This is a genomic window from Stenotrophomonas sp. HMSC10F06 (assembly GCF_001807865.1).
Lineage (GTDB): Bacteria > Pseudomonadota > Gammaproteobacteria > Xanthomonadales > Xanthomonadaceae > Stenotrophomonas > Stenotrophomonas bentonitica_A.
On record NZ_KV791264.1, the window covers coordinates 21,207 to 43,127 of the forward strand.

The window sequence follows — 21,921 nt, forward strand, 5'->3', positions numbered from 1 at the left end:
GTGGTTAGCCGCAGGTGAGCGGTTGGTAATGCGCCCATTCATTGGCCCCGGATTTAACCGGATGCGAACGCAATCTCACGCGGTGTTGCTGTTTTTTTCGCCTGAGCGGGAACTGAATACAAGCCAGCCCAACGCAACACCACCGATCGCGCCGGCCACTTCGAGCACCACGCGCGAGCCCAGCTCGTTTGGATCATGAATACCGGCCAGGAACAACCGCGCATACAGCGGCGACTCCAGCCGCATCATGCCCATGTAGAAGAGATTCCACGCATCGATGCCGGCCGAAGCCACCACCGCGATCACGCAGGCCCAGCCGATCGCATGCCCGTCGGTCCAGCCTGCCCAGCGGCACAGCCGGTGCCACAGCGCATACACCAGCAGTCCGACCAACAGCGCGATCAGCCCTGCCTCCAGCGTTCCCAGCAATCCGAAGTGCAGTGGCAGGTTCATCGTGGTCCGATCAGGCGGTCAGCGCACAGTGTAACGGCGCGCCTCAGCGGACCGGCACGTCGTAGGCGGTGCTCGGCGCGGGCTCGGGCTGCAGGGTGAAATGCCACCACTCCATCGGGTAGTTGGCGAAGCCGCGGCGAGCCATTGCCTGGCGAAGCTGCTGGCGGTGGCTGCGCTGGGCCGCGCTGATCTCCGGCGCGTCGGTATGCGCGCGCGGGCCGAAGAAGTCGAAGTCGGTCCCCATGTCCACAGGGGCGCAGGATCCGCTGCGGCAATCGAGCAGGGTCAGGTCGACCGTGGCAGCCCGGCTGTGGCCGGAGGTCTCGGCGATGTAGTCGCCGAGCAGGGCCGGCTTGTCGATGTCCGGGTACTGCTGCGCCTTGCGCGACCGCTCCGTGGGATCATGTGCCCAGGCGACGAAGGCCGTCACGGCGTGGGCCGGCCGGTAGCAATCGTAGATCCGCAGCGCGAACCCGTCGGCACGCAGGTCGGTCTCCACCTGCGCCAGCGCGGTGGCGGCCGGAGCGAGCAGATAGCACTTGGGCGCGTCATAGCCGGGCACGCGCTGGCCGGTGAAATTGTCCGGGCCGGCGTAGCGGATGTCCTGCTCGATCGCCGGTGCCAGTGTGCGGATGTCGACCAGCCCGGCCTCGGCGACATCGCGTGCGGGCGAGACCGTGACCGCCGGCGCCGCGGCGTGGGCACTGCCGACCAGCAGCGCCAGCAGCAGCGCGCTACGGACAATCGCCGATGCGGGTGAAGTGCAGGTCCTGGTAGTCATAACTGAAGTCGATCTCCGGATCGATCGCGGCCAAGGTCAGGGTGGGTGGCGTACCTGGCTGCAGCTGCAACCAGGGCTCAGCATCGGCCCCGAGCGTATCCCACTGCACCAGCCAGCGCGCGCCGAGCTGCATGACCTGGCCGCGCAGCCTCGGCGACTTGGCCACGCTGAAGCGCAGCGTGCCCTGCTGCGGGCAGAGCAGGGCCTCGCCCAGCCATGGATCGCGATAGCGGCCCTGCGCGGCCGCCGTGGTGCGAAGCGGGGCCGGACGACGCGCACGGGTATCCGGGCGCACCTGCCCGGCCTCGCGGCGCCCGGCGCGCTCCTGCGCGAGCAGGGACAGATAGTGCTCCACATCTGCACCGTCATCCGGCGCGGTGTAGTGCTTCAACGCCGCCTGCATCAGCGCGGTGCGTGCATCTTCGGCGTCGCTGTTGATCAGGATCACCACGCCCACCTTGCGGTCCGGCAGCAGCGCGAGCGAGGAGTACATGCCCGACAGCGTGCCGGTATGGGCCACCTTCCACTGCCCGTCCATGTCCGACAGGCGCCAGCCATAGCCATAGGCGGAGACGTGCGCGTCGTCCCAGCGGCGCTGCCGCTCGCCCAGTGGCATCGGCATGTGCGCGGTCCACAGCGCGCGGCGCTGCACCGCGCCCAGCCACCCGGGTACGCGCGCGGGATCGAGCAGCACCTGCATCCAGCGGGTCATGTCGCGCAGGCCGCAACGGATGCCGCCGGCGGCCATCGAAGTCAGATCGGGGCTGAGGTCGCCATCGGCACCGCGCACCACGCTGCGACCGTCCTTCCGTGTATGCGGCTGGGCAACATTGCCGACCGCCGTGACCGACCACGCGCCGACCTGGCAGCGATCCATCCCCAACGGCACGAAGACCTCCTCGCGCAGCAGTTGATCGTAGGGCTTGCCGCCGGCGGCAGCAGCGACTTCACCCGCCACCACATACATCAGGTTGTCGTAGGCATAGCCGCTGCGGAAGCTGGTGACCGGCTTGAGGTGGGCCAGCCCGGCGATGATGTCCTGCCGGGTAAAGCGGTTCGGCTCAGGCCACAGCATCAGATCGCCCGCCCCCAGGCCCAGGCCGCTGTTGTGAATCAGCAGATCGCGGACCTGCATCTGCTGCGTCACCCATGGGTCATGCATGCGGAACTGCGGCAGGTACTTGATGACCGGGTCGTCCCAGCGCAGGAGACCGCGGTCGACCAGCCGGGCCAGCAGCGCGGCGGTCATCGCCTTGCTGTTGGAGGCGATCTTGAACAGGGTGTCCGGGTTGATGGCCTCGCCCTGCCCGGCCTGGCGATCACCACGGGTGCCGGTGAAGACAACTTCCCCGTCTTCGACCACGGCCATGGCGATGCCGGGCAGGTGTTCATGGGTGACAGCCTGATCGAGCAGCCGATTGAAGGTGTCGGCCGGATCGGCTGCCCATGCGCTGGGCGCGATGGCCAGGGTGCAGGACAGGCCAAGCGTGAGGAGGCGGGATGGGATACACGGTGAGGTGCGTGACTGCATGGAGTCCCTCGTCATGACCGGAGCGCGTGCAACCGAAGCCGCCCGTGGAAGGCAGGTGCCGACCCACTGTCGGCACCTGCCACGTACGCGCCGGATCAGAAGTTCCAGGTCACCATCAGCTGCGTGTAGCGCGGTGCCTGCCAGCGGGTGCCGGTGTTGAAGGTGTTCTCGCGCACCTGGCCCGGCTGGGCCTCGTAGCGCTGGTGCACGTTGATGACGGTCTGGTTGTTGAACAGGTTGTAGACCGACAGGCGTGCGCTCAGGTCGATGCCCTCCACCGGCAGGCGCCAGGTGACGTTGGCGCCCATGGTCCACGTCCACGGCAGGCGACCGAAGGCACCACGGGGGCTGTACTCGAACTGGCGCTGGTCATACGGCCCCGAACAGTTCGCCACGCACAGCCAGCCTGTGCCGCCGCCGCTGCCTTCGCTGGAGGTGCTGCCACCGGCGACCGTATCGTTGGGCCACATCACGCCGAACGCCGTGATCGGGCCACCGGACAGTACCTGCAGCGTGGTGCCGAACGACCACTGCTCGTTCAGCGCATAGGCGGCGCGGAACTTGAACTGATGGCGGAAGTCGTTGAACAACGGCCCGTAGCGCTGGTTGTTGGACGGATGATCCCAATGCTGGACCATGCCGGTGTCGCCGTAGTTGGTGTCCGAGTTGACCGGGCCTTCGAAGTTGCCGTCGCTGCGCGACCACAGGTAGGACGCGTTGAACAGCCACTTCTCGTCCCACGCGCGATCGATCTGGAACTCCAGGGCCTTGTAGGTGCGCTTGGGCTTGGAGTAGCCGACCACCTCCAGGCTGCCGCCCTTGCGGTAGCCATCCTTGGAGGTATCGATGGTGATCCAGCCCTCGGTGGCGCAGCCGATGCTGGAGTCGCCCCAGATCGTCAGGCTCTCGCCCGGGTTGGCGATCGGCCACAGGGTGGTGCCGGTCGGCCCGCACGGGGTGTGGTTGATGCGCATGTCATCCAGCGCGCGGTCCATCTTGCGGTAGGTCGCGTTGACGCCCCACGACCACGCCTGGTTGATCATGGTCTGGAAGCCGAGGATGTACTCATCCTGGTAGACCGCCTTCAGGTCCTTGTCCACGCTCTGCCGCAGGTCGGCCGCGCCGGTGTTCATGCGGGTATCGACCGGGCCGATCTGCTGGCCGATGACCGGCGCCATGTACGGTGCGCCGGTGACCGGGTTGGCCTGCTGCTGCCAGCCGTTGAGCATGTAGTAGGAGTACTCGTCGGTGAGGCCACCGGCGAAGTTGACGTTGATGTTGTTGGTCACCGGCAGGTAGTAACGGCCGGCGTTGCCGAACAGCTTGGTGCTGCCATCGCCCTTCATGTCCCAGGAGAAGCCGAAGCGCGGTGCGATCAGGTCATCCATCTTGATGAAGGCGTCGCCATCGGCGGTGCGGTTCTCGAAGCGGTCCCAGCGCACGCCGAGGTTCAACATCAGGTTCGGGGTGATGTTCCAGATGTCTTCCAGGTAGAAGGCGTTGGCCTCGGTCTCGAAGGTGCCACCGGAGACGCGGTTGCGCGCGCGCAGCATCTCGGTCACGCCTGCGGGAACATAGGCATTGGCGCCGTCCCATACCTCATCACCCGGGCGGGCCACGTAGGCGGTATAGCTGAGCTGGGTCGGGCCCGGGTAGCGGGTGGACTGCTCGGTGGTCATCAACTCACGGTCCACGCCGAAGCGCAGCAGATGCGTGCCCAGCTGCCATTCGAAGTCCAGGCGGGCCACCTCGCGCGTGTCGTCGCGCTCGGCAACCGCGGCACCGGTAGGATGGCAGCCCGCGCGCAGGCCGTTGAGCTTGCCCAGGCGGGAGGCATAGCTGGCATCGGTGAACACCGGGCTGCACGCCTCATCGAGCGAGGAGTTGGTGAAGGCCCGCTGGTTGTTCTCGCCCACCATGGCGCGCGCGGTGAAGGTCTCGCCGAAGTGACCGGTGTACGTCGCCGACCAGTTCTTGCCGCCGGTCTCGGTGACCGAATCACCACCCCACGCGCCGATCTGGTCGTCATCCCAGTCGTAGTTGTACGCGCCGTTGGTGATCTCGCCTTCGTCGGAGAAGGCCAGCAGTGCCAGGCTGTGGTTGTCGTTGATGTTCCAGTCCAGCTTGGCGCCCCAGAAGCCGTTGTCGCTCTTGTTCTTGAACCAGCTCAGCGCATCGGAGGAGGTGTTGTGGCCGGTGTCGTTGCGGTCCTCATACATCGCGAACAGGAACAGCTTGTCCTTGATGATCGGACCGGCCCCCCACACGTTGGTCTTCAGGAACGAGTTGTTGTCGCGGCTTGCGTAGGAGTGCGGGGTGCCATCGCGGTGGAAGTGATCACGCGGGCTGGACCGCCATGCGCTGGGCTCGGCCGTCACCTCCACACCGCCCTGGAACTCGTTGGTGCCCGAGCGGGTGACCGCGTTGATCACACCGCCGGTGGAGCGGCCAAATTCGACCGAATAGCCGCCGGTCTTGACCTGGAATTCGTTGAAGAAGCCGAATGGCGCGCTGGAGAAGCCGCGGCGGGTATACATGTCGGTGACGTTCAGGCCGTTGATGAAGACCGCGTTCTCGGCCACCGAGGAACCGGCGAAGGACAGCCCCCCGAACGAGGAATTGCCGCCCACCACGCCCGGCGCCAGCAGCGCCACCGCCGACAGATCCTGCGCGACCGGCAGGCGCGAGAGCTCCTGGCGGTTCACGTTGAACGAGGTTTCCGTGGAATACACGTCCACGCGATTGACGACGCGGGTGCCGACCACCTGCAGCGCATCGAGGTTGACCACGCCGCCACTGCTGGCCAGGTTGACGGTGGTCGTACCACCGACCGCAACACTGACCGCGAACGGCTCGCCGAGCTTCTGGCCATCGCGGCTCACCTGCAGCTGGTAGTCGCCCACCGGTAGCTGGCCCAGGCGATAGCTGCCGTCGGCGCTGGCCGTCACTGTCCGGGTCAGGCCGGTCGCGTTGCTGACGACCGTGACCTGGTCACCGGCAGTGGCACGCCCCGCGACGGCACCGCTGACATTCTGTGCCGAAGCACTCATCGGTACCAGGCTGCCCAGACACGCCCCGAGCGCAACGCACAGCGCTGCCCGCTTGAATCGATTTACGTTCATTCCCTGCTCTCTCCTGCAGATGTGGAATCGTGGATACCGCCGTTTACCGCTTGGCCTCCAGTGGCACCACGTGCGACTGGACGTCGTAGTTCCATTGATCGAAATACAGGTTGCCGCCGGACCACTCGGCCTCGCCGCGCTGGGAATCCACCGTGTCCGACCGGAAGTGCTGCTTGGCCGGCACCAGTGGCTGGGCGTAGTCGTCGTTGAAGGCGATGCGATAGGCATCCAGCCCACCCAGATAGAAATCGCGCAGCGCGGGCTGCGGGCTGTCCAGGCGCCCGGTGGTGACATCCATCGGTACCCAGCCGTAGGGCGCCAGGTACAGCGCGCCCCAGTCATGCAGGTTGTTGTAGCCGACCGCATCGTCGGAATAGACCATGCCCGACTGCCAGCGCGCGGGGATGCCGTTCAGGCGCAACAGCGCAATCAGCAGCAGCGTCTGCTGCCCGCAGTCGGCGTGACCGGCGTGCAGCGCGTAGTCGCTGATGTTGGAGATCGTGGCGTACTCGCGGGCGCCGGCCCATGGAATCCGGTCCACGGCGTCGAACAGCTTCTGGACGATCTGGAAGGGATCGGTTTCGGTGCCGACCACCTGCTGCGAGAACGCGCGCAACGCCGGGGTGAACACCACGTGCGGCGCCTGCTCGGCGAGGTACGGCTTCAGCGCGGGATCGTCCGGCGTGGGCTGGACCCTGGCAGGATCGATCGTGATGTGCCGCGCGTACACGGTGACCGCGTAGCGGATCTGGAACTCGGTCGGGGTGCCGGCCACCGCCTTGCGTTCCAGGTAAGCGGTGCGTTGCAGCGCACTGTCAGGCGCCACCTGCGCGCCGGCAGGCGTACTCGCGACCCAGGTGATGTTTTCCTGCTGGCCGGCGATGACACGCGGGTAGGGAATCCATGCGCGGATGGTTTCCCCGGCCGGCACGGCATCGGGCTTGACCACCAGCGACTGGGTCACCTCGATGCGGCGCGGCACCAGACTGGTCGCGCCCGTAGCACGGGCGGCCGCGGCGATCTCCTCATGGTGCGGGTGCAGATGCTCATAGGGGCCCTCCTTCGGCAGCGGGGCCCCGGGTGCCCGCCGGGCGCGCGCCTCGGCGCTGATCCGGAACAGGTTGGACGGCGCGCGCTTGAAGTAGCGGCGCTGGCCATCGATATCCAGGTGTTCGATCAGGCCGGCAGAATCCCAGCGCGCGAATTCGTCATCGCGAAGGTCCGGAATCTGCTTGCGCAGCTGCGCCTTGGCCGCCGCCGCGTCCAGGGTGAAGTCCAGTCGCATGCGGCGCATCCGTTCGCGCTCGAAGGCATAGGCCTGACGCTCGGCATCCGGCAGGCTCGGATCCTGCAGGGCCGTGGCGATGTCGGCCTCGGCCTGCGCGAACGCACCGCGGTCGATGCCGGCGATCACGGTCGGCAACGCGACCGGCGCGGCGGCCAGCCCCCACGGCATCGCCAGCAGACCAGCGCACAGGCACCAGACAGCAGGCAGAGGCAATCGCGGTTTGCGCATCACAGGATCCACGGCGACACTTCCCAGGTGCGGGTGGGGTAATCGCTGTGTAACACGGGCCTGATAGCCGGTCAATAATTTATTCTTGCTTTCGCCGAAAAAAGGAATAAATATTCCTGACGCTTCCGAGGAGGGTGACCGCGTGATGATCCAGGCTTCCCCCCACCGCCCCGTGCGGTCCCGCTGGTTGCCGCGCGCCGTGCTGGCGGCGGTCCTTGCGGCCACGCTGGCACCTGCGTGGGCCGAGGCGCCGCGTGCCGCACCCGGCGCCGACTTCGGCGGGGTGATCGCCCTGCGCGAGGCCTATCTCGCGCCCGGCTTCTGGGCCGACCGCCTGCCCGATCCGGACCGCATGATCCTCGATCGCGCCGGTATCGCCGCACAGAACGCCCGCATGCGTGCCGAGGACACCTCGATCCACGATCTGCGCGCGTTGCCGGCGCAGCTGCCGCGCGAGCAGGTGCTGGGCAGCATCCAATCGCTCTCCAGGTGGCCCGAGCGCACCTTGTACGGCCAGGATGGCAAGACCATCAGCGACCGGCAGCGCAGCGAGACCCTGGCCAACCTGGCACTCGCCGCGGTTCCGGCGCAGCGCCCGCTGCAGTTTGGCCTGGTCACCCATCGCGCCGCGCTGCGCGCGTTCCCGACCGCGCTGCGGGTGTTCAGCAGCCAGGGCGACACCGACATCGACCGCTTCCAGGAGTCGGCTCTGTTCCCCGGCGACGCGGTGGCGGTGCTGCATGAAAGCGCTGACGGGCGCTGGCTGTTCATCACCAGCGAACGCTACTCGGCGTGGATCGAGAAGCGCTTCGTCGGCATCGGCGACGCCGACACCGTGCTCGGCTACGGCCAGCATGGCCCGTATCGTGTGGTCACCGGGGCCACCGCGTTCACTGCCTACACGCCGGAGGAGCCGCGCGTGTCGCGGCTGCAGCTGGACATGGGCGTACGCCTGCCGGTGATCGCCGACTGGCCGCTGGAGAAGACCGTCAACGGCCAGCAGGCCCACGCCGCGCATGTGGTGCAGTTGCCGGTGCGCGAGGCCGATGGCCGCCTGTCACTGGTGCCGGCGCTGCTGCCGCGCTCGCAGGACACCGCCGACGATTATCTGCCGCTGACCCCGCGGACGCTGCTGACCCAGGCCTTCAAGTTCCTCGGCGAGCGCTACGGCTGGGGCCACGACTACGACACCCGCGACTGCAGTGGCTTCGTCTCTGAGATCTACCGCAGCGTCGGCGTGTTGATGCCGCGCAATACCAGCGCACAGGCGGTCAGCCCGGCGCTGGACCGCATCGCCTTCAGCGCGAAGGACGGGAAAGCCACGCGCGACACGGCCGTCAAGCAGCTGCAGGTCGGCGACCTGGTCTACATCCCCGGCCACGTGATGATGGCGATCGGCCACATCGACGGCCGCACCTGGCTGATCCACGATACCGCCGGCGGTGGCTGGATCGGCGCGGATGGCAAGCGCGTGCAGGCCCACCTCAACGGCGTGTCGGTCACTCCGCTGGAGCCGATGATGGCCAGCGATACCGTGAGCTACATCGACCGCATCACCAACATCCAGCGCCTTCGGCCACAGACCCCCTGAATGAAGATCACCGACATCGAACTCGGCATGCTGCGCGTGCCGTTGAAGACCCCGTTCAAGACCGCGCTGCGCACCGTGGACACTGTCGAAGACGTGGTCGTGCTGATCCGCACCGACAGCGGCCATACCGGCTACGGTGAAGCGCCGGCCACGGCAGTGATCACCGGCGACACGCACGGCTCGATCATCGAGGCCATCGAGAGCTTCATCAAACCACGCCTGATCGGCGAGGACGTGGCCAACCTCAATCGGCTCTGCGGCCTGATCCAGACCTCGATGGAGCGCAACACCAGCGCCAAGGCGGCGGTGGAGATCGCGGTCTACGATCTGTGGGCGCAGCTGCACAACGCACCGCTGTACCGCATGCTCGGCGGTGGCGATCCGGTGATCACCACCGACATCACCATCAGCGTGGACTACATCGACAAGATGGTGGCCGACTCGCTCTCGGCGATCGAACGCGGGTTCGAATCGCTGAAGATCAAGGTCGGCAAGGACATCGGCCTGGACATCGAGCGGGTCAAGGCGATCCACGCCGCGGTGCAGGGCCGCGCCCTGCTGCGCCTGGATGCCAACCAGGGCTGGACCGCCAAGCAGGCCGTGCACGCGATGCGCGCGCTGGAAGAAGCCGGCGTGGTGCTGGAACTGCTCGAGCAGCCGGTCAAGGCCGCCGACATCAGTGGCCTGAAATACGTCACCGACCGCGTCAACACCCCGGTCATGGCCGATGAAAGCGTGTTCAACCCCGGCCAGGTATTCGACCTGATCCAGCAGCGCGCCGCCGACATCATCAACATCAAGCTGATGAAGACCGGCGGGTTGTCCAACGCGATCCGCATCGCCGACATCGCCGCGATCTACGGCGTGCCGTGCATGATCGGCTGCATGATCGAATCGAGCATCTCCGTGGCCGCCGCCGTGCACCTGGCCGTCGCCAAGAGCGACATCATCACCAAGGTGGATCTGGACGGGCCGTCACTGGGCCAGTTCAACCCGGTCACCGGTGGGGTCAACTTCAACGAATCGGAAATCACCATCAGCGATGCGCCCGGGTTGGGCATCACCGAGGTGCGTGGGCTGGAGATGATCACGCCGCGGCGGTGGTGACCGTTGTGTCCGCCTCGCCGGTCGCCTACGGTAGAGCCACGCCATGCGTGGCTGCCGTTCGCGCAATCCCACCTGCCGCAGCCACCCATGGGGTGGCTCTACCGGATCTGACGCCCTCCCCATGCCGCCCCTGGTGAAAATCCGCTCCGAGCGTGACCACATGTCGGCGATCGAACGCCGCATCGCCGACTTCATCCTCGACAACGCCCACCTCCTGCGCGATTACTCCTCCCAGCAGCTGGCCAGCGCCTTGGGCATCAGCCAGTCCAGCGTGGTCAAGTTCAGCCAGAAACTGGGCTTCAAGGGCTATCCGGACCTCAAGTACTCCATCGGCGAGGCCGTCGCCCGCGCCGGCAACGACCCGCACAGCCGCCCGCCGCTCCCAGAGGCCGCCAACGACTACACCCAGATCGCCGAGCGCCTGCGCGTGAGCAAGGCCGCCGCCGAGGAAGAAACCTGGCTGGCCAATCCCCAGGCCGACATCGAAGCGATCGTGCAGCTGATCGATGGCGCGCCCAAGGTGTTCGTCTACGGCCTGGGCGATGACGGCCTGTACGCCCGCGAATTCGCCATGCGCCTGTCGCTGCTGGGCATGCTTACCGTGCACCACGCCGACCCGATCCTGATGATGGCCAACCTCTCGGCCGCACGGCCCGGGGACGCGATGCTGGTGTTCTCCGAGTTCGGCAAGCTGCCACAGCTGTTCCAGCTGTCGCGCCAGTTCCAGGACATGGGCGGCAAGGTGGTGTCGATCACCCGCCACAGCGCCAACCCGTTGCGCGCCCATGCCGATGCCAGCCTGGTGCTGTGCGCGCATGACCCGGCGCCGCACGTGGCGCAACTGCTGTACCGTTCTTCCCTGCAGGCGCTGCTGGATTTCGTCTTCGTCCTGCTGTGCCACGCCAACCCGGACCGCCACCGCCAGCTCGGGGTGAACCTGGAACGGATCGAACATTTGATCGACAGCTGATCCTGGAGTCCGCCACGATGATGCCGCTGTTCCGTTCCGTCACCGCCGCCGTGATGCTGGTCATCGCCGCCCCCGTGTTCGCCGCCGCGCTGGAGGGCAGCACGCAGCTGGTCGTGGTCACCACCGAGGGCTGGGATGCCACCCAAGGCAAGCTGCAGGCCTTCGAGCGCACCGCGAAGGGCTGGCAGCCGCACGGCGCCGCCTTCGATGTCGCCGTGGGCCGCAGCGGCAGCGCGTGGGGCGAAGGGCTGCACCCGGCCCAGTCCGGGACGCCACGGAAGCAGGAAGGCGATGGCCGCAGCCCGGCCGGCATCTTCGCGATCGGCCCGGCCTTCGGCTATGCGCGCGGCGTCACCAGCGGCCTGCCCTACCAGCCGATGCGCGACACCAGTTACTGCATGGATGTACCGGACTCGCCGTACTACAACCGCATCGTCGACGCCGAGGTGGTCGGTGCCGATGCGGTGGAAGGCTCGACCGAACCGATGCGGCTGGACCTGCACAACAAGGGCGACGTGCGCTACCGCGAAGGCTTCGTCATCGAGCACAACCCGAAAGCGACGCCCGGCCGTGGCAGCTGCATCTTCGCCCACCTGTGGCGCACACCCGGTGAGGCGACCGCCGGTTGCACCGCGATGGACCCGGCGCGCATGACCACGCTGCTGGCGTGGCTGGACGCCAGCGCGCGGCCGCGCTTCGTACTGTTGCCGCGCGCGGAATACCAGCGCCTGCAGGCCGAATGGCAGCTGCCCGTGCTGGCCGGGAGCGTGCATTGAGCACCGCGCCGCCCGACCCGCAACTCGAACGCGCGGTCAGCCGCTGGCAGATCGTCGGCCTTTCGATCAACGATGTGATCGGCAGTGGCATCTACCTGCTGCCGGCGGCCACCGTCGCCCTGCTCGGTCCCTTCAGCCTGTGGGGGGTGGTCGCGGCCGGCATCGTGGTCGCCCTGCTGGTGCTCTGCTACGCGCAGGCGGCCAGCTATTTCGACGAGCCCGGCGGCAGCTATCTGTATGCGCGCGAGGCATTCGGCCGGTTTGCCGGGTTCGAGATCGGCTGGATGATCTGGCTCACCCGCATCAGCTCGGCGGCGGCGCTCAGCAACGCACTGGCCGATGCGGTCGCGCGCTTCTGGCCCTGGGCCGGGCATGACATCGGCCGTATCGCGGTCATCGTGGTATCGCTGGGCTTCCTCACCGCGGTGAACGTGGCCGGGGTGCGCTCGGCCGCGCGTACCGGTGTGATCCTGGTGATCGGCAAGCTGCTGCCGCTGGTGCTGTTCGTGGCGATCGGCGCGTTCTACGTGGATACCGACCTGGCCTTCTCCGGCGTACGCCCGGACCCGCACGATCTGCAGCGCATGGGCGAAGCAGCGCTCCTGCTGCTGTATGCCTATGCCGGTTTCGAAAACATCCCGGCCGCTGCCGGTGAGTACAAGAACCCGCGCCGTGATATTCCGTTCGCGCTGATCACCATGATCATCACCGTCACCGTGATCTACGGCGCAGTGCAGTTCATCGCGCAGGGCACGTTGGCCGGGCTGGCCAGTTCGCCGACGCCGCTGGCCGATGCCGCCGCCAGCTTCGGCGGGCTCACCCTCGCCCTGATCCTCACCGTGGGCGCAACGATCTCCATCCTGGGCACCAACAGCAACACGATGATGATGGGCCCGCGCTTCCTGTTCGCGTTGGCGCGCGATGGCTACGGGCCGAAGATCCTGGCGCAGGTGCATCCGCGCTTCCGCACCCCGGCGGCGGCGATCATCGCGCAGGGCCTGATCGCCCTGGCGCTGGCCCTGTCCGGTTCGTTCGTGCAGCTGGCGCTGCTGTCGATGACCACGCGCCTGTTCGCCTACATCGGCACGGCCGCGGCGGTGCTGGTGCTGGCGCGCCGGTTCCGTGATCGCCCTGGCGCGTTGAAGCTGCCCGGCGGACCGCTGATCCCGATCCTCGCACTGCTGTTGTGCCTGGCCTTGTTCGCCAGCGCGAGCTGGCAGAACATCGCGGCGGCAGGCATCGCCTTCGCGGTAGGCGCGGTCATCTATAAATTCCCGCGCCGCGATCACGACGGCTGAGCAGGTGCGCAGGTGAATGGCACTTGATGTGTCATTCACCTCGCCGGTCCATGGCGTTAACCCGGCTTTGGGTACGGTGAAGTCTCACCCAACCGGAGCCAACACATGAGCACTGACTATCAGATTCCCGGCCGGGTGCCGGAAGACGGTGTCCCGCGCCAGGCCGTATCGGATTACTGGCGTGAACGCTTTCCAAGCGAACCGTACTATGACAACAACCAGTTCTTCGATGACTACGAGCCGGCCTACCAGCTCGGCCATCGCACCCGCGCTGACGACATGATCCGCGCGTATGAAGAAGTGGAAGCCGAACTGCAGACCCGCTGGGCGCAGGAACATGGCCAGAGCAAGCTGAGCTGGGAACAGGCCCGCAATGCGGTGCGCCGCGGCTGGGATGAGTCCACCGCGCTGCGCCAGGCGCACCTGGACAAGGGCGTCCCGCGCGGCACCTGACGCGCACTCCTCGACCCACCTCCAGCGGCGGCCCTCGGGTCGCCGTTGTCGTATGGGCAGGACCTCTGGTCCACGCGGCGTTGATGGGCATGGTGTACAACAGGGGTTGGCCATCGCCTCCCCGACGGAGACTTCCATGACCCGCAAGCTCTTGCTTACCCTCGCCATCAGCCTCACCCCCGCCCTGTTCACCACCGCGTGTGTTGCTGCCGACAAGGTCGCCGCGCCAGCCGTGGAAAAAGCGCGGTGGCCGTTCGCCGCCACCGAATTCGCCCGTTTCAACGAGCCCTGGGCAATGAGTTTCCTGCCCGACGGCAGCCTGCTGGTCACCGAGAAGAAAGGCGCGCTGAAGCACTTCAACGTGCAGACCCGCAAAACCGCCACCATCACCGGCGTCCCGGACGTCGCCTACGGCGGCCAGGGCGGCTTCGGCGATGTGCTGCCGCACCCGGACTTCGCGAAGAACCAGTGGATCTATCTCAGCTACGCCGAAGAAGGCGACGGTGATACCCGTGGCGCTGCGGTTGCCCGTGCGCGGCTGGCGCTGGCGGCCGATGGCAGCGGCACGCTGGAAGACCTCAAGGTGATCTGGCGCCAGACCCCGAAAGTGAGCGGCAAGGGGCATTACGGCCACCGCCTCGCGTTCGGTCCGGACGGCAAGCTGTGGATCACGTCCAGCGAGCGCCAGAAGTTCGATCCGGCCCAGGACATGGGCGGCAACCTCGGCAAGCTGGTCCGCCTCAATGACGACGGCAGCGTGCCCGCCGACAACCCGTTCGCCTCGCAGGGCGGCGTGGCCGCGCAGGTGTGGTCGCTCGGCCACCGCAATGCGCTGGGCATCGCCTTCGATGCGCGCGGCAAGCTGTGGGTGCATGAAATGGGTCCGGCCGGCGGTGACGAGCTGAACCTGATCGAGCGCGGCGCCAACTACGGCTATCCGATCGTCTCCAACGGCAACCACTACGACGGCCGCGACATTCCCGACCATTCCACCCGCCCGGAATTCGCCGCGCCCAAGGTGACCTGGACCCCGGTAATCTCGCCGGCCGGTTTCATCATCTACAACGGCAAACAGTTCCCCAAGTGGGACGGCAGTGGCTTCATTGGCGGCCTGTCCTCCAAGGCGCTGGTGCGCGTGGCCTTCGACGGCGACAACGCCCGCGAGGCCGAGCGCTTCGACATGGGCGAGCGCATCCGCGAGATCGAACAGGGTCCGGATGGCGCGATCTGGCTGCTCGAAGACGGCAGCAACGGCAAGCTGCTCAAGCTCACGCCGAAAGCCTGAGCCAGACAGGCTGCCGGCGCATCGCCGGCAGCCTGCCCACCTCACGTGCGTTCAAGCGCTGCACGTGCTTACTGGATGGTCACGACCTTGACTTCGGTGCGGCTGCACGCCTGATCCAGGCACGCGCCGTTGAGCCAGACCTGGCCGTCGCCGATCATCACGCCCTGCTGGTTGACCATGACGTCGTCGAACTTCTGCGCGGCGATGGCCTTGCGCACGGCCGGGGTCAGGATGCGCTCGTAGTTGCGCTGGAACTCGCCGGGGCCGGTGATCCTGGCGCCATTGGCGATGTTCAACGGGAAACGCACTTCCTCGACCACGGCCGCGCGATCGCCGCCGTTGACCGCCTTCTGGAAGGCATTGAACACAGCTTCGTACTGGGCCGCGTCGCCAAGCACCTGATCGATGCGCTGGCGGACATCGCCGGTGCCAGCGCTGGTCGGCGCGGCAGGTGTGGCGGCGGCGTCCGCAGCAGGTGTCGTTGCACCGCCAGCGGAAGGCGCGTCGGCATCCGGCGCGGGGCTGCCGGCCGTGACCGCATCCGGCGACAGGCCCGAGGACGGCACGGTGTCACCCGGCGTCGGGCGGCCTTCGGGAATGGCGGTGGCCGGGCCTTGGGCGGGATCCGCAGCGGCGGTGTCAGCCGGCGGCGGCGACGACGGGCTGCAGGCGGCCAGCCACAGCGGGCTGGCCAAGGCCAGCAACAAAGGAGTACGGGACAGGCGCATGGGTGGCTCCATCGGTTTCACGAGGGAGCCAGCGTACCCGCCGGAACGTCAGCCGCCGATGATGGATACGGTAGTGCCGGCCGCTGGCCGGCACTACCGGATGAAGCGAGGCCGGCTCAGGCGGCCAGCAGCTCGAAGATCACCGGCTCGCCGCTGACCGACGAGGCGCACACCCAGAGCTCGAACTGGCCCGGCTCGGCGCGGAACACGCCATCGCGGCCGGTGAAGCCCAGTGCATGGCGATCCAGGGTGAAGGTCACCTCGGTGCTCTGGCCCGGCTGCAGCGCGATCTTGTCAAAGCCCTTCAGCTCGCGCACCGGCCGCACGCGGCTGGCCACGCGATCGTGGATGTACAGCTGCACCACTTCCTCACCTGCCACCGCACCGGTATTGGTCAGCGTGGTGGTGATGGTCAGGGTGTCGTCCCAGCCCAGCTGCGCGTTGCTCAGCTGCGGCACGCCATAGGCGAAGGTGGTGTAGCCCATGCCGTGGCCGAACGCGTACGCCGGCTCGTTCGGAATTTCGCGCCAGCGCGCCTTGAACTCCGACATGGTCGGCAGTTCCGGGCGACCGGTGCGCGGGTGGTTGTAGAAATACGGCTGCTGGCCCGACACCTGCGGGAAGCTCACCGGCAGGCGGCCGGACGGGTTGTAATCGCCGAACAGCACATCGGCCACGGCGTGCCCGGTCTGGGTGCCCAGGTACCAGGTGATCGCCACGGCATGGGCATTGCGCACCGCGCCCTGCAGGGCCAGCGCGCGGCCATTGCGCAGCAGCACGACCAGCGGCTTGCCGGTCATCGCCACCGCTTCGGCCAGCGCCTGCTGCGCCGGCGGCAAGGTGATCTCAACGCGCGACTGCGCCTCACCGCTGTAACGCTGCGGTTCGCCCAGGGCCAGCACCACCACGTCGGCACGCAGCGCGGCGGCCACGGCCTGTTCGATACCGTCCTGCACGGCCGCTTCCAGATCACAGCCCGGCACGATTTCCAGCAGTGCTTCATCGCTGATCGCCGCGCGGACGCCGGCTTCCAGGGTGACGTAGCGCGACTTGTCGCCGAACAGCGTCCAGCAGCCTTCGATGTTGTCGCGGTCCTGCACGAACGGCCCGATCAGCGCGATCTTCTGCCCAGCCTTCTTCAGCGGCAGCACCGACTCGGCGTTCTTGAGCAGCACGATCGAACGGCGCGCGGCATCGCGCGAGAGTTCGTCATGCGCGGCGATATGCGAGGTGTCCGCTTCGCGCACCAGATCCAGCGAACGGTACGGGTCGTCGAACAGGCCGATCGCTTCCTTCAGGCGCAGGATGCGGCGCACCGACTCGTCCAGCGTGGCCATCGGGACTTCGCCGCTCTCGATCAGGCCCGGCAGGTGTTCGGCATAGAAGCCGCTCTGCATGCTCAGGTCCAGGCCGGCGGTGAAGGCCTTGGCGGTGGCGTCGCGGTCATCGGCGGCGTAGCCGTGCGCGACCAGTTCCATGTCGGCGGTGTAGTCGGAGATCACCACGCCCGGGAACTTCCACTCCCCGCGCAGGATGTCGGTCAACAGCTCGGCATTGGCGCTGGCCGGCACGCCGTTGATGTCGTTGAAGGAGGACATCACGGTCAGGGCACCGGCTTCGAAAGCGGCCTTGAACGGCGGCAGGTGCACGTCGCGCAGGGTCTGCGGCGAGATGTCGACCATGTTGTATTCCATGCCGGCCATCACCGCGCCGTAGGCGGCGAAATGCTTCGGGGTGGCCAGCAGTGCATCGGCGGCGCGCAGGTCCGGGCCCTGGAAACCGCGCACGCGGGCGGCGGCGAACGCACAGCCCAGCACCACGTCTTCACCGGCGCCCTCGGCGCCACGGCCCCAGCGCTGGTCGCGGGCGATATCCACGGCCGGCGCATAGGTCCAATGCAGGCCGGCTGCCGTCGCTTCCACCGCGGTGGCGCGGGCGGTGCGCTCGGCCAGGTCCGGCTCGAAGCTGGCGGCCTCGCCCAGCGGGATCGGGAATACGGTGCGCATGCCGTGGATCACGTCCGCGGCCAGGATCACCGGAATCTTCAGGCGGCTTTCTTCCAGCGCGACCTGCTGGATGCGGCGGCCGGCTTCCACGCCCACGCCATTGAACAGCGAGCCCACCTTGCCCTCGCGCACCTGCTGCAGCACCTGGTCGGCATTGCTGACGTTGGCTTCCGGATTCACATCCGGCGCGAACGGGCGGACCATGTCGGCGAACACACCCAGCTGGCCGACTTTTTCTTCGACGGTCATCTGGGCAATGAGGGTTTCGATACGATCGGCGGCCACCGGCTGTCCTTATGAAAACGTTTACAAGCCCGGGATTCTAGCGTTCCCGAGGCCGTTGTGAATGACTTTTGCGTTCATTTTTCTTCCCCGGAGGGAAGACCCCCGCCACCGCACGGGCAGCGACGGGGGCACAGGAGCTTACTCCGCAGCGGCCAGGCGCTGCTGCCCCGCCATCAACATGGCGTCGCTGGATTCCTGGAAAACCCGCAGCCCGAAGGCCGGGAGGATCGCCAGCAGGTGATCGAACACGTCCGACTGCACGCCCTCGTACTCGCCCCACGCCGTGCTGCGGGTGAAGCAGTAGATCTCCAGCGGCAGGCCCTGGGTGGTGGGCTGCAGCTGCCGTACCAGCAGGGTCATTTCGGTATGGATGCCCGGATGGTGCTGCAGGTAGCGCTCGACATAGGCGCGGAAGGTGCCCAGGTTGGTCACCCGGCGCGCGTTCACGGCGGCCACGCCCTTGGCCTGCAGGTCGGCGTTGTACTGCTGCAGCTCGGCCCGCTTGCCGCGCAGGTAATCGCCCAGCACCGCGAACTGCTCCAGCTCGGCCAGCATCGGCGCATCGACGAAGCCGACACTGTGCTGGTCCAGGTACAGCGAGCGCTTGATCCGGCGCCCACCCGCTTCCTGCATGCCACGCCAGTTCTTGAACGACTCGGTCACCAGCTTCTTGGTCGGGATGGTGGTGATGGTCTTGTCGAAGTTCTGCACGGTGATGGTGTGCAGCGCGATATCGATCACATCACCATCGGCGTTCTGGCTCGGCATTTCGATCCAGTCGCCCAGCCGCACCCGGCCATCGCCGCTGATCTGCACGCTGGCCACCAACGAGAGAATGGTGTCCTGGAAGATCAGCATCAGTACCGCGGTGGCCGCGCCCAGGCCGGTGACCAGCGGGCCGAGCTTCACGCCCAGCAGGGTCGCCACGATCGACAGGCCGGCGATCACGAAGACGATGATCTTCACGACCTGCAGGTAACCCTTGATCGGCTTGTTGCGCGCATCCGGGCGCCGCTCGTACAGATCGTTGGCGGCATCCAGCGCATGCGAGACGGCCAGCGCCACGGTCAGCACCGCCCACGCCCGGCAGGCGCCGATCACGAACGCCACCAGCTCCGGCGGCAGGTCCGGCACGATCCGGATGCCGGCGGCGATGACCATGCTCGGCACCACGTTGGACAACCGCGAAATCACCCGCAGGTTGTTGCCGCCTTCATTGCCGGCGCTATGGCCAGGCAGGCGGCTGACCAGCTTGCGCAGGCCGCGCAGCAGGATCTTCTTGGTGACGAAGTTGGCCAGCCAGGCCGCCAGGGCCAGCGCTGCCAGCACCAGCAGGGTGTAAGCCCAGGGCCAGGGTTCCAGGGTCTGCTGGACACTGTCCAGCCATCGGGTTGCCACTACCGCATCCAACATCGTGTATCGATCTCCTAATCGGGGTATCAGGGCGTTGCCAGGTCCTGCGCGCTGCGCTCGATGATCACGCCCACGGCGCGCGCACCGCGCACCGCGCCGGGCTTGCTGAGCTTCAGGCGCAGCCATTGCACCTTGAATTCACGCAGCACGATCTCGGCGATGCGTTCGGCCAGGGTTTCGACCAGGCCATAGTCCGAGTCACGCACGAACTGCTCGATGCGCTTGCTCACGGCTTTGTAATTGAGGGTATCGGCGATGTCGTCGCTGGCCGCCGGACGGCGGTTGTCGAAGCCCATTTCCAGATCGAAACGCAGGGTCTGGCGGATCCGCCGTTCCCAGTCGTAGATCCCGATCAGCGCATCGATCTCGAGCCCCTCGATGAATACCTTGTCCATAGCCATGCCACGTGGAAGATGGCGACCATGGTAACGGGGCTGTCCGGAATGTGCCGGGAATCGGGCGTTGGCGGGCGTCCGCGCCGGTGCCGGAAAAGACAAAGGGTCCCGCGCGGGACCCTTTGCTTACCACCACTGTCCCCGGGGGAGATGGGCATACCCATCAGCTGATCCCGGTGGCACACGCGGCAACGGTACCGGTGTTGCCAAATAGGGTCAACGGTCTGAATCCGGATTTATGACGTAGTGCTCAGGCCCCTTGGAACTCGGTAGATCATTGATCCGATAAGTGTTTTCGATAGATCAAACCTGCCACGACTGACCGACTTCCCTGATACCGCGCGCGACAGCCACCCTCTACGGTGGAGGCCCATGGACCCCGCAAAGCTCTGACGTGCGCGATCAGCACCTGATTCACCGCTCGTTCTCCGCAGCACGCATGACAACGTATGAAGGAGCCGTCGCACACGCCCGACTTCGCACCCATCCATTCGAGCTGTATCGATGGAACATGAGGGTCAGCGGCGCGTTTTTACTGCCGCTCCATACCTGCGAGGTCGTCATCCGCAATGCGGTGGCTGAAGCGGTAGCCCAGCAGCATGGTGCACTCTGGCCATGGCAGGAAGGGTTCCGTACCAGTCTTCCCGGCGGCACAGCGCGCTACAACGCGCGCGAAGAGTTGCGCCGCGCAGCGTCGAAGCACACGTCAACGGCGGGCGTTATCGCCTCGTTGAGATTCGCGTTCTGGCAGCACCTGTTTACCCAACGATTCGACAGGACGCTATGGTCCAAGACCCTGAGGCGCGTCCTTCCAGGCGCGGATCCGGACGTACCCGGGCACCTTGTGCGCGCGCAGCTGCACGGCAACCTCGAACAGGTGAGGCAGCTGCGCAACCGGATTGCGCATCACGAACCGATCTTCGCGCGTGACCTTGCGCTGGATCTGGCCACGATTGGACGAATCGTCCAGATGCGCTGCGCCCATATCGAGCGGTGGATGAACCGGCATGAGTCGGTGACATCATTGCTGAAGCGGAGGCCGGTCTGAGTCGTTGCCGACGTTCGGTCAACCTCACACCGCCGGCAGCGTCGCCATGTCCCAACGTGGGGTGACCTGCACCTGCGGCGGGGTGTGCTGGCCCGCTTCCAGACGCAGGGCGCCGGCGAAGGCGATCATCGCGCCGTTGTCGGTGCACAGCGCCGGGCGCGGGAAGCAGGCGCGGCCACCGCGGCGGGCGGCCATCTGCTGCAGCTTTGCGCGCAGGCGCTTGTTGGCCCCGACGCCGCCAGCCACCACGATCACATCGGTGCCCGCCGCATCCAGCGCGCGTTCGCACTTGATCGCCAGGGTGTCGACCACGGCATCTTCAAAACCGCGCGCGATGTCGGCGCGGGTCTGCTCGCTCTGGTCGCTGTCGCGCCAGGCCAGCAGGACCTGGGTCTTCAACCCGGAGAAGCTGAAATCCAGCCCGGGGCGGTCGGTCATCGGCCGGGTGAACTTGAACCGGCCCGGCGTGCCGCGCTCGGCCAGGGCCGCCAACTGCGGGCCACCGGGGTACGGCAGGCCCATCAGCTTGGCGGTCTTGTCGAAGGCCTCGCCGGCGGCGTCGTCCAGGGTTTCGCCGAGCAGGCGGTACTGGCCGATCCGGTCCACCGCCACCAGCTGGGTATGCCCGCCGGACACCAGCAGGGCCACGAACGGCGCCTGCGGCGGGTCGTCTTCCATCAGCGGGGCCAGCAGATGCCCTTCCATATGGTGGACCCCGACCGCCGGCACCTCCAGCGCCCAGGCCAGCGAACGGGCCACGCCCGCCCCGACCAGCAGCGCGCCGACCAGGCCGGGCCCGGCCGTGTAGGCCACCCCGTCGATGTCGGCCACGGTCATGCCGGCTTCGGCCAGGGTCTGGCGGATCAGCGGCAGCAGCTTGCGCACGTGGTCGCGGCTGGCCAGCTCGGGCACCACCCCGCCGTACTCGGCGTGAAGGGCGATCTGGCTGTAGACCGCGTGGGCGCGCAGGGCGTCGATCCCGGACAGGGAGGTGTCATACACCGCCACGCCGGTCTCATCGCAGGAAGATTCGATACCAAGGACTCGCATAACGGGTATTATGGACCTCTTCAGGCCCCGGCAGACGTACGCTGGCCTGTCTCAGCATCACCCGTGGCCAAGAAGTTCGCCGGGGTGGGTTGCAACTTCTTTTCTCGCCGCTA

At 67.1% G+C, this 21,921-nt stretch carries 18 protein-coding genes; 8 read left to right on the forward strand and 10 right to left on the reverse strand.

The genetic code is table 11. The features are described 5' to 3' along the window. Positions 1–75: 75 nt before the first annotated feature. The 5 genes from HMPREF3113_RS06605 to HMPREF3113_RS06625 all read right to left on the reverse strand — a co-directional run bounded on the left by HMPREF3113_RS06605 (position 76) and on the right by HMPREF3113_RS06625 (position 7,415). On the reverse strand, positions 76–453 hold the full coding sequence (locus HMPREF3113_RS06605) for a hypothetical protein (RefSeq protein WP_070471525.1): 378 nt from the start codon (positions 451–453) through the stop codon (positions 76–78). Positions 454–496: 43 nt separating this feature from the next. Next, the gene (locus HMPREF3113_RS06610) at positions 497–1,234 is read right to left on the reverse strand and encodes a M15 family metallopeptidase (RefSeq protein WP_102788920.1); all 738 of its coding nucleotides are present in this window, start codon (positions 1,232–1,234) and stop codon (positions 497–499) included. Next, entirely contained in the window at positions 1,188–2,765 is a 1,578-nt protein-coding gene (locus HMPREF3113_RS06615) for a serine hydrolase domain-containing protein (RefSeq protein WP_254427823.1), read from the reverse strand. The genes HMPREF3113_RS06610 and HMPREF3113_RS06615 overlap by 47 nt, the downstream gene beginning before the upstream one ends. 95 nt (positions 2,766–2,860) lie before the next feature. Next, a complete protein-coding gene (locus HMPREF3113_RS06620; RefSeq protein WP_070471526.1) occupies positions 2,861–5,887 on the reverse strand; it encodes a TonB-dependent receptor in 3,027 nt (1,008 codons plus the stop codon). Positions 5,888–5,930: 43 nt separating this feature from the next. Further along, entirely contained in the window at positions 5,931–7,415 is a 1,485-nt protein-coding gene (locus HMPREF3113_RS06625) for a transglutaminase-like domain-containing protein (protein WP_070471527.1), read from the reverse strand. Between the two features lie 160 nt (positions 7,416–7,575). Here HMPREF3113_RS06625 and HMPREF3113_RS06630 point away from each other — a divergent pair, with 160 nt between their 5' ends. From HMPREF3113_RS06630 to HMPREF3113_RS06660, 7 genes are all read left to right on the forward strand, one after another. Beyond that, positions 7,576–8,994 (forward strand): C40 family peptidase, encoded by a 1,419-nt coding sequence (locus HMPREF3113_RS06630; protein WP_254665251.1) that lies wholly within the window; start codon positions 7,576–7,578, stop codon positions 8,992–8,994. Further along, the gene (locus tag HMPREF3113_RS06635) at positions 8,995–10,101 is read left to right on the forward strand and encodes a dipeptide epimerase (protein ID WP_070471529.1); all 1,107 of its coding nucleotides are present in this window, start codon (positions 8,995–8,997) and stop codon (positions 10,099–10,101) included. A gap of 121 nt (positions 10,102–10,222) precedes the next feature. Next, entirely contained in the window at positions 10,223–11,071 is an 849-nt protein-coding gene (locus tag HMPREF3113_RS06640) for a MurR/RpiR family transcriptional regulator (RefSeq protein WP_070471530.1), read from the forward strand. A 17-nt stretch (positions 11,072–11,088) separates the two neighbouring features. Continuing rightward, positions 11,089–11,847 (forward strand): L,D-transpeptidase family protein, encoded by a 759-nt coding sequence (locus HMPREF3113_RS06645; RefSeq protein WP_070471531.1) that lies wholly within the window; start codon positions 11,089–11,091, stop codon positions 11,845–11,847. After that, positions 11,844–13,145 (forward strand): APC family permease, encoded by a 1,302-nt coding sequence (locus HMPREF3113_RS06650; protein ID WP_070471532.1) that lies wholly within the window; start codon positions 11,844–11,846, stop codon positions 13,143–13,145. The genes HMPREF3113_RS06645 and HMPREF3113_RS06650 overlap by 4 nt, the downstream gene beginning before the upstream one ends. A 105-nt stretch (positions 13,146–13,250) precedes the next feature. Then, complete coding sequence (locus tag HMPREF3113_RS06655) at positions 13,251–13,598, forward strand: hypothetical protein (protein WP_070471533.1); 348 nt, start codon at positions 13,251–13,253, stop codon at positions 13,596–13,598. A gap of 136 nt (positions 13,599–13,734) precedes the next feature. After that, positions 13,735–14,883, forward strand: coding sequence for a PQQ-dependent sugar dehydrogenase (locus HMPREF3113_RS06660; RefSeq protein WP_070471534.1), 1,149 nt, complete (start codon positions 13,735–13,737; stop codon positions 14,881–14,883). Between the two features lie 68 nt (positions 14,884–14,951). Here the strand turns inward: HMPREF3113_RS06660 and HMPREF3113_RS06665 are convergent, their stop codons facing one another. The 4 genes from HMPREF3113_RS06665 to folB form a co-directional block, all read right to left on the reverse strand. Beyond that, a complete protein-coding gene (locus tag HMPREF3113_RS06665) occupies positions 14,952–15,587 on the reverse strand; it encodes a hypothetical protein (RefSeq protein WP_102789027.1) in 636 nt (211 codons plus the stop codon). Positions 15,588–15,727: 140 nt separating this feature from the next. Next, positions 15,728–17,902 carry a glycoside hydrolase family 3 N-terminal domain-containing protein gene (locus HMPREF3113_RS06670; protein WP_070471535.1) on the reverse strand — a complete coding sequence of 725 codons (2,175 nt, stop codon included), beginning with the start codon at positions 17,900–17,902 and terminating at the stop codon, positions 15,728–15,730. Positions 17,903–18,040: 138 nt separating this feature from the next. Then, positions 18,041–19,315 (reverse strand): mechanosensitive ion channel family protein, encoded by a 1,275-nt coding sequence (locus tag HMPREF3113_RS06675; protein ID WP_070471536.1) that lies wholly within the window; start codon positions 19,313–19,315, stop codon positions 18,041–18,043. 26 nt (positions 19,316–19,341) lie between these two features. Continuing rightward, positions 19,342–19,710: a dihydroneopterin aldolase gene (gene folB / locus HMPREF3113_RS06680; protein WP_019185979.1), complete on the reverse strand. Its 369-nt coding sequence runs from the start codon at positions 19,708–19,710 to the stop codon at positions 19,342–19,344. Positions 19,711–20,149: 439 nt separating this feature from the next. Here folB and HMPREF3113_RS06685 point away from each other — a divergent pair, with 439 nt between their 5' ends. Next, positions 20,150–20,758: a hypothetical protein gene (locus HMPREF3113_RS06685; RefSeq protein ID WP_070471537.1), complete on the forward strand. Its 609-nt coding sequence runs from the start codon at positions 20,150–20,152 to the stop codon at positions 20,756–20,758. A 24-nt stretch (positions 20,759–20,782) separates the two neighbouring features. On the opposite strand, the gene tsaD is transcribed toward HMPREF3113_RS06685, so the two are convergent. Then, the gene (gene tsaD, locus HMPREF3113_RS06690; protein WP_070471538.1) at positions 20,783–21,808 is read right to left on the reverse strand and encodes a tRNA (adenosine(37)-N6)-threonylcarbamoyltransferase complex transferase subunit TsaD; all 1,026 of its coding nucleotides are present in this window, start codon (positions 21,806–21,808) and stop codon (positions 20,783–20,785) included. Positions 21,809–21,921 lie beyond the last annotated feature (113 nt).